The 8,677-nt window shown below is 67.3% G+C and carries 6 protein-coding genes; 4 read left to right on the top strand and 2 right to left on the bottom strand.

All coding sequences use genetic code 11. The features are described from left to right. Positions 1-667: 667 nt before the first annotated feature. Together ABZ904_RS49400 and ABZ904_RS49395 are read right to left on the bottom strand one after the other, a co-directional pair. Positions 668-877, bottom strand: a complete 210-nt coding sequence (locus tag ABZ904_RS49400) for a hypothetical protein (RefSeq protein ID WP_361830718.1) — start codon at positions 875-877, stop codon at positions 668-670. Positions 878-1,800: 923 nt separating this feature from the next. Further along, positions 1,801-2,010, bottom strand: coding sequence for a hypothetical protein (locus ABZ904_RS49395; protein WP_361830716.1), 210 nt, complete (start codon positions 2,008-2,010; stop codon positions 1,801-1,803). A 1,479-nt stretch (positions 2,011-3,489) separates the two neighbouring features. On the opposite strand from ABZ904_RS49395, the gene ABZ904_RS49390 reads away from it, so the two are divergent. The 4 genes from ABZ904_RS49390 to ABZ904_RS49375 all read left to right on the top strand — a co-directional run bounded on the left by ABZ904_RS49390 (position 3,490) and on the right by ABZ904_RS49375 (position 8,416). Next, complete coding sequence (locus tag ABZ904_RS49390) at positions 3,490-3,816, top strand: ANTAR domain-containing protein (protein WP_360997132.1); 327 nt, start codon at positions 3,490-3,492, stop codon at positions 3,814-3,816. Between the two features lie 896 nt (positions 3,817-4,712). Continuing rightward, a complete protein-coding gene (locus tag ABZ904_RS49385; RefSeq protein WP_361830714.1) occupies positions 4,713-6,461 on the top strand; it encodes a sialidase family protein in 1,749 nt (582 codons plus the stop codon). Further along, on the top strand, positions 6,462-6,965 hold the full coding sequence (locus ABZ904_RS49380; RefSeq protein WP_361830712.1) for a hypothetical protein: 504 nt from the start codon (positions 6,462-6,464) through the stop codon (positions 6,963-6,965). A gap of 230 nt (positions 6,966-7,195) precedes the next feature. After that, on the top strand, positions 7,196-8,416 hold the full coding sequence (locus ABZ904_RS49375) for a SpoIIE family protein phosphatase (RefSeq protein WP_359410453.1): 1,221 nt from the start codon (positions 7,196-7,198) through the stop codon (positions 8,414-8,416). Positions 8,417-8,677: the final 261 nt, after the last annotated feature.

Raw genomic sequence — 8,677 nt, 5'->3', positions numbered from 1 at the left:
CTGACGTGGGAGAACGCCGACCGGCCCGTTCATGGAGCGCTCCGGTGCTCCCTCGCCCCTGGCGTACCTGTCGAACGGGCACGCCACGGGCGCGGCGCCCCCTAACCGTCCGCCGTCGCCGGAGCGATGAGCGAACCCGCCAGGTAGACAGCGCACCCGAATGTTCAAGCGTCACAGATCCCGAATCCGGGCGGGGAACGGATGCTCCAACGGCGGCTGTTGCGGCCCTTGCACACTGGACGAGGGAAGCAGGGCTGCCGTAGTAGCGAGCTATCGATGGGGCGCACTGTTTGCGGACGTCGACGGTGGAGTCTGTACGGTGGGCTGCCACACAGCGAGGCAGGCGGGTTCGGCGCTCGGAAAGCGTGTTGGGGTTGGCCCTTGGTACCGAGGCGTCCGCGTCATCGCCCGCCTGCAGCCGAGGACGCGCGCGTCGAAGTGCAGTCGGCTGCGCGGGCGGTACCCACCTCGCCGGTGAACGGTGAACGGTGAACGGTGAACGGTGAACGGTGAACGGTGAGCGGTGAGCGAGGCAGGCCTGATGAGCGACCGCTGTCCGATCGGAGGGTGTGGGATTCACTCTGACACAGGCGCCGTCGACGGTGAGGTCCCTGCGGCCGGGACGAGCCGTTTCCGGCGATGTGCCGGTCACCCGTTGGTGCCGCAGTCACGCTGCACGGGAATCCACGCCCTGGCAGGTGTTCCATTGCTGGAGGTCGAGGTCCTCGGCGGACTGGGCGGTGAGCCGCGCCATCACCCACAGCTGTGTTTCGGGCAAATCCTGGCGAAGCTTGCCGGCCGCCGCCTCGATGATCGCCGTGTCGACGGGGGCCAGGATTTGGCCGCGGTACCAGGCCTCGATGGATACGAGCGTCACAGTGTTCCCGGCACGTACCACCGTGGCTCGGGTCTGCACATGGCCCTTCAAGCTCCCACCGCCCCCTCTGCGTACGTCGTCGTGCGTGGGGGGCGCGAAACGATCATGCACGCCATTCACGCCCAGCGGTAGGGGTATGACCGCCTCAGTCCTCCGTGGCGGAGGAGGCGCAGGCGTGGCGTAGGAGCAAGTCCAGCCCGGCGAGACCTGATCAGGGCCCCGCCGGGGGGCGCTCCGGGGGAGAGACCTGGATGATCAGTCCAGGACCCGGGCGCGGTCGACCAAGCTGGAGAGGAAGGTCGGCCACGCCATGATGGCAGCGGACAGCGCGCTGCGTAAGTCCGCGCGCGAGGGCGCGCAACATCGTCGAGGCGTACACCACTTCGGCGGACGCTACTGGATCAACTCGCCTGGAAAGCAGAAGGTCGCCGGTTCGATTCCGACCTCAGCCACGACCCGCGCCAGGGCGCCGCGGGGAGGACCTGTGGCCGACGTAGACCCGATTGCCATGATCGGTCTAGCTTGACCCGAGGCTCACTCGATCGCTTGCCCAGCCAATCCCTGCCGGTCGGGGACGGGCGGGTCCTCTACCTGGCAACGGAGCTGGACTACCTGCGCGGCCCTCTCGTTCAGCTTTGACAACACCAGTGCCGGTGCTTTGCGGATCTGACGGCAGACGAGGACGACAGCAGAGTCGTACACACAAGGACCTTGGCGGTGGCAAGGGGACTGCCTTGAGCCCTCCTAGTAGCAACGCGACAACCCGTACGTAGCTAAGGATGAACTCCTATTGCGGTGCTCACTACGGGTGTCTTCCCTCGGCGCATGAGCGCCCTCCCGAAGCCCTTGCGGAGCTGCGGGAGGGCGCTCAAGTGTGAGCCACGGCGACAACTGTCGACGGCTCAGCTGCGCAAGGCTACCGATCAGAAGGAGACGAAGACACCGGCCTGGTGGTACTGGCTGGCGGCTCCCATGACCTCGCTCTTGACTGCGTCGACCTGCGCCAGGACATCAGAGTCGCTGAGGGTCGTGGGTCCGGCGATGACGCTGGCGTGCGGGCTGAGGCCGCCGGAGATGTCGTCGAGCTCAGCGTCGGAGATCTCAACGGTCTGCACCTGAGGAGCGGAGTTCATAGTAAGACTGCCCTTCGTATGAATGTTCTGCAAGGGGAGCGGCCCATGTGGGGACAAACCGCGAGCCGCGGCTGCAGGCGCGCTACGTCCAGTTTCGGGAACCGTCGCGCGACCCCGGCAGCGCAAAGGATGAAATCACGGAGCGTGCCGAGCATCCAGTAAAACCGCGCTTCTACCCAGCTGGTTAAGGGCGCGGTCTACACATTCGTGCAGGCATAGCCGTGATTTGAGAACAGCATCTCTACAAGCTGCCTGGGTCTGAGGTCGGTTGGCGACGCCGCAGTAGTTCCAATTTGACGCTCCGCACCAATTGAGCGCCGTCTGGCGTGTTCTTGTGCAGATTCCGCAACCACTGTGTTGCGGTTGGGCCATTCGATGTGCGGGTTCACGGCGTGGGGGCGTTCGGGACGCGCTGCATGACCTGTCCTATCGGCGTCAGCGAAGGTCAGAGGCCCCAGGGCGCCACGGGCCAAGGATCGTCCACACCATGAAGTGATCAAGCGCAGCGCAGAGAGGCCGCGTAGAACTCCGGCACCCACGACGGACGCGCCAAGGCCTTTGCGTATTTCGTGGCCGTTTCGTGGCGCCGTCAAGGGCTCTTATCCACAATTGTGTTGACCTTGCAACCGCCGGCCGTCACCTGTGACACTCCAGTCCCGGGCCGCGCTGGACGTAGTGACCCCGGGCGGGGTCGAGGCGTCTGCACTCCGGGGGGAGGTTCGCGGGCGCCAGCGTGCAGGGGCAGGCTCGTTTCCCCCCGTGACGGGTCTGCCCCTGCTCGCAAAATCAGAGCTGGTCCTGGACGCCATACGAGCGGTTCCAGCACCCCACCGGTGACACCGCCCGGCGCCGAAAGTCGGTAGCCCTCAGCCTTCAGCCCGGCAAGTGGGCATCGTCCACCAAGATCAGGCACTTCCCTCGCGAGATTGCGGAGGCCTACGAGTTCGCCGATGTGGAGCGCACGCTGCGCGAGAAGGTGCCCGAGTACTTCGGCGGCCGGACCGACCTTTAGCTGAACCGGGAGGGGAAGCGTGAACACAGACCAGGAGTTCCGGCCGCGGCATTACATGCTGCTGCCGTCCTGTACGGGCAGATGTCGAGCGGCACGGCCGCCACTATGGGCGATCCGAAGATCATGCAGGGTGCGGCGATAAACGTCGCGATCCTTGCAGACCCGTTCGCGCAGTACATCAAGGGCGAGGATTCACACCGCCGAGGCTCTGCTATCCGCACGCGTGGAGAGGACGACAGCCTCACGATAGAGCCCCTGTGCGTTCTCCACGGCGAGCAGGGGCATCCGCATGCCGCACCGCAACCCAGAGCCGAGATGGCGCCACCAGCTGTAGCGCATTGTTGCGCGCCTGCGCCATCGGTGTGACGGTGAAGACAGTAGGCCCGCGGACCAAGCGGGGCTTACGTTGCGCAAGGCAGGGCAGACCAGCCATGGAGTGCTGACCACCACCACACCACGGAGGCGACGTGGACACCCACGCCGACGAACTCCCCGGCGCGGTACAGGAGCTCGACACCCCCGATCGGATCAGACAGTTGGAGACCCAGGTTGCTCAGCTTCAGCAGGCGGTGACCTCCCATGCAGCGATCGACCAGGCGATGGGCGTCATCGTGGCCGTGGGCCGGATGACCCCTGACGAGGCCTGGGACGCGCTCCGCGAGACTTCGATGTGTACGAACATCAAGCTGCGCCATGTGGCGGAGCTGGTCGTCGTTTGGGGTCGAGACGGAGTCCTTGCGGCAGAGATTCGTGAGGAGCTCTCGGTGCGGCTGAAGCGCCGGATCCCCGGATGATCTGCTGGAGGCGCCCTCCATGTCCCCGCTCGGTCGTTATGGCCGGGCGGGGGCTTTCGTTTGTCCGCCGTTCCGGGTCGGCTCAGGTTCAGCCCCGGCCCCACTCGGAGTTTGCTCACTCGCAGCCCTGCAGCACAGGCTCTGGTCGACTGCCGAGTGTCGTATGTCACGCGATTCACGGGCGCGCCCGCCAGGACCTGGCACCACCGCACAGCCGACGATCTCGTCGTCGTTGATGGACCGTCGTGTGTGCCCGGACGGACAATGCACAAGGTTCTCCACGCGCCCAGCTTCATGACCCGAGCCGACCCCAGGAAGCCGAACAGCGGTTCTCAGAGGCCTAGGTGCCGCAGTGATCCCAGGAATGTGCCCGGCCCAATCCGACAACCTCAGTGAGGCCGCCGATCGAAGCGTTGCCCAGCATCACCGCTGCCCTGCACGTTCTCGCCCTCGAACCACCCCAGCCCGAGCCGCAGCCCGCCCCGGCCGCGGAGCCGGCCGAATCACCATGGCCGACCGACACCCAGCAGCTGTTCCGCGGCCTGTCCCATTTCTGGGTACGAAGCTGCGTTGCCGCTCAAAGCCGGCGGTTGATGAACTGGCAGGGGCACGAGTTGGAGACGAGCACGCAACCGCACCCAGCTTCTTGATCGGGTTCGTGAGCCGCCGACCCGGCTCGGTCCCCGCGCGCTGTGGAAACCGTTTCGAAGAGAGTTCGGGTTCCTTGCGACGGACGCCGCCTACCTCCCCGTAGAGCAGACGAAGGCCTGATCAGTATCGCCACGCACCACCCGTCCTCGTCCGACTCACGAACTCGCGAGGTATCTGTGGCTCTCTTCTCCGCCCTGCGTCTCCAGCGCAATCCTCGGTTGCGGGGGCGCATTACCGTCGGGTTGATGGCGCTCGTCGCCGGCGCCCTGCCGAATGTGTCGGCCGACGCCGCCGCTTCGTCCTCCGGATCGGTCAGCGACGCAGCGCTCACGGCCACGTGGAGCGCCGGCCCCTTCGTCGTGCCCAACGTCTCGGGCACCTCCGGGACGGTGAGTTGCGGGAATCCGCAACTCTGCGACGACTATGCCCTGAAGGTGTCCGTGCCTGCGGGCTACGACGCCGGCCACAGCCTGCGCATCGACATCAAGTGGCCTGACAGCGCAGCCGACTTCGACCTCTACGTCCTCGACGCGAACGGCCGCGAGGTGGCCGCCTCGGCGTCCTCCAGCGACCCCGAGACCGTGCTGCTTCCGGCGCTGACGGCGTCGTACACCGTGCGCGTGGTGCCGTACGCACCGCTCGGCGACAGCTTCACCGGCACGGCGAGCCTTGTTGCCGACCCGGTCGATCCGCCTCCGAGCACAGCCGTCCCACCGACGTACGCCAACTCCTCAGCGCCCGACACCATCAAGGACGCGCACAATGCCGGTGAACCCTCGATCGGCGTGAACCGCGCGAGTGGCGCCGCGATGTTCCAGGCGTACACCTCGACACTCAAGGTCACCTACGACAGCGGCGGCACCGCCGCTTGGCAGGACAAGAGCGCGAACGCGGCCAGCGGCTGTCCCCAGGGCAGCACCACCAGCCTCGACCCCATCCTGTTCACCGACCCGGCCACCCACCGCACCTTCGAGTCGCAGCTCGCCGGCAAGACCGCTCTGACCTGCTACACCGACGACGACGGCGAGACATGGACGCCGACGAGCGGCTCCGGCATCAACTCCGGTGTGGACCACCAGACCATCGGCGGCGGCCCCTTCGCCCCGGGCGGACCTGGCGCCCTCACGTCCTACCCGAACGCCGTCTACTACTGCTCGCAGGACATCGCCGACGCCTCCTGCGCGGTCAGCCGGGACGGCGGTCTGACCTACGGGCCCGCCGTCCCGATGTACTCGCTCCTGGACTGCGGAGGCCTGCACGGGCACGTCAAGGTCGCGCCGGACGGCACGGCATATGTGCCCAACAAGGGCTGCGGCGGCAACCAGGCCGTGGCCGTCTCCGAGGACAACGGGCTGACGTGGACGGTCCGCAAGAACCCCTCCAGCACCCCCGGCGACTCCGACCCGAGCGTGGGGATCGGGGCCGGCGGGACCGTCTACATGGGCTACCAGAACAGCGACGGCACCGCGCGTATCGCCGTCAGCCACGACAAAGGCAAGACGTGGCTGTACGACCAGAACGTCGGCGCTGCCCTCGGCATCAAGAACATCGTCTTCCCGGCCGTGACCGCAGGCGACGACGGCCGCGCCGCCTTCGCCTTCCTGGGCACCACCACGGGCGGCAACTACCAGGACACGGCCAACTTCAAGGGCGTCTGGCACCTGTACGTGTCCACCACCTACGACGGCGGCCAGTCCTGGGTCACCGTCGACGCCACCCCCACCGACCCGGTCCAGAAGGGCTCGATCTGCACCGGCGGCACCACCTGCGGCCAGGACCGCAATCTCCTGGACTTCAACGACGTCACCCTCGACGCCCAGGGCCGCGTGCTCGCCGCCTACGCCGACGGCTGCACCGGCGCCTGCGCTACCGGCGGCGCGCAGAACTACGACGCACTGGCCTCCATCGCCCGCCAGACCACCGGCAACACGCTGTACGGCGCGTACGACGCCGTGGTCCGCGGCGCACACAAGAAGCCCAAAGGAGGCCAGTAAGTGAAGTCGCTCGTCCCCGCTGCCGCATTGGTCGGCGTCTTCCTCAGCCTGGCGGCTGTCACCGGATGCTCGGCGACGACCAAGCACGCCGAACCCGAGAGACAGACGCGGTATGCGGCCGTGCAAGGAGAAGACCCGTCTGCCGCGAAGGTGGTCGACACCGCGCCCCGCGGCTGTCCCACCGCCGCCTCACTGCCGTTTCCCACGGACTTCCCGGCGACCCTGCCGGTGCCCGACGACGCGGTCGTCACCTCGGTGCAGCATCGCACCGGTAACCGGCTCGTCGTTGCCACAGTCGTGCGGGGCGGCTTCGACTCCGCGCTGGCCTTCCTGCACAAGCAGCTCCCTAAGGCCGGATACGCCCTGAAGGAGGGCGAGGTGGAAGAGGACGACGCCGAGTCGAACTTCTCCTCCGCGACCGTCAACGGCCGCTGGACCCTGCAAAAGATGCCTGCTTGCGAGGGAGGGGTCTACCTGACGTACCTGACGTCCGCCGTCTCCTGAGCTTGGTCAGACCGACGCCGCTTGTTGACCAGGTGGAACTGCGAGTGGCCACCTGCACGCGGTCTGCGGAGGACGACGGTGAACCGGCGCCTCGCGGCTGTCAACCGACGCCCACGCCAGATTCCAGCCGCGCAGCTCAGGCGCTGGTTGAGGCCGGCGAGCCCCCGACCCTGGATCGCCCATAGAATGACATGTGAGGTGGTCGCGCTCGCGGACCGTGGAGAGCGCGTATGTCACTAGACATCGATTTCACAGCTTTCTGTGACGCCGTGCCGAGTCCGTATCTGGTGCTGGACGAGGACCTGGTGATCCGCTACGTCAACCCGGCATGTCTGCAGATTACCGGGCGAACCAGGGAAGAGCTGATCGGGAAGTACTTCTTCGACGCCCTACCAGGGAATCCCGGCGCCCCCGAGGACGCAGAATACGTAAAGGCATCATTGCTGGAGGTCCTGGACACCGGGAAGCCGGACACTCTGACGCTGCAGCGGTACGACATGCCCGCCCCCGACCAGCCGGGCAGGTTCGAGGAGCGGTGGTGGTCCGTGGTCCGCACCCCGATTCGGGGGCCGGACGGCAGCGTGAAGTGGGTCGTCCAGCGGGCCGACGATGTCACCGCCTTCGTCCACTCACCCGGGGCACGTCAGTTCACCGAGCTCGACAATGGCATGGCAGCCGAGCTCTACGTGAGGGCGCGCGAGCTACAGCGGCTGAATCAGGAGTTGCGACAAGCCCACGCCCGCGAATGCCAGGTCGCCGTCACCTTGCAGGAAGCCATGCTCGACGACCCTGACCTGCTCCGCTACGAAAACGTCGCCGTGCGGTATCTGCCCGCGACGACATCACTCAACGTGTGCGGCGACTGGTACGACCTCGTCGACCTGCCGCCCGACCGCTACTCGGTGGCGGTCGGAGACGTCGTCGGCCACGGCCTGCACGCCGCGGCCGTCATGGGCATGCTGCGCAGCGCCCTGAGTGCAGCCATCCGGGCCCTGCCCAGCCCCGCCCAGGCCCTGGAAATCCTCGGTCTGTACGCCCGCTCCATTGAATGCGCGACGGCCGCAACCGCGGTCAAGGTACTCATCGACCCCCGCACCAGACTGATCATCTACAGCAGTGCCGGGCACCCACCGCCCGTCCTGCTCCGCCGCGACGGGACCTGCGAACTGCTGGACCAGGCCACCGATCCGCCCCTGGGCGCCCGCCCGCATCATGTCCCCCGCCCTCAGGCCAGCATGACCTACACCCGGGGGGACACTCTCGTGCTCTACACCGACGGCCTCATCGAGCGCCGCGACGAGGACATCGACACCGGCCTGGCCCGCCTGACCGACGCCCTGGCTCAGGACACCACCCTTGCCCCTGACCAGCTGGCCGACACGCTGCTGGCCCGCCTCGGCGTCGCCAACGGCGCCAGCGACGACATAGCCCTGGTCGTCATTCGCCTATAACTTCGAGCGCCGCAGCTCACGCGGTACATCACCGTGCCCCCTGCGTGCCCGACCGGACGGCGAGTGGCGGGGAGCAAGGGGGGAACGTCGGCGAGCGTTCCGCGAACGCTCAGGTCAGCGTCTCGCCTGCTCAGCCCCGATCCGCATACGACGGTGCCCCCGCACCCGTCGCCCGGACGGGTGCGGGGGCACCGTCATGCCCTGCAGATGTCAGCCCCGGGAGGCCCTGCGACGCCGCAGCACCAGGTAGCCGCCCGCGGC

Source organism: Streptomyces sp. NPDC046900, from assembly GCF_040644975.1.
GTDB lineage: Bacteria > Actinomycetota > Actinomycetes > Streptomycetales > Streptomycetaceae > Streptomyces.
This window is presented reverse-complemented; position numbering and strand designations above follow the sequence as displayed.

Excerpts from the sequence above, each read along its gene's own strand:
- ABZ904_RS49375 (WP_359410453.1), top strand. The coding sequence starts at position 7,196 with ATGTCACTAGACATCGATTTCACAGCTTTCTGTGACGCCGTGCCGAGT.
- ABZ904_RS49385 (WP_361830714.1), top strand. The coding sequence starts at position 4,713 with ATGGCGCTCGTCGCCGGCGCCCTGCCGAATGTGTCGGCCGACGCCGCC.
- ABZ904_RS49395 (WP_361830716.1), bottom strand. The coding sequence starts at position 2,010 with ATGAACTCCGCTCCTCAGGTGCAGACCGTTGAGATCTCCGACGCTGAG.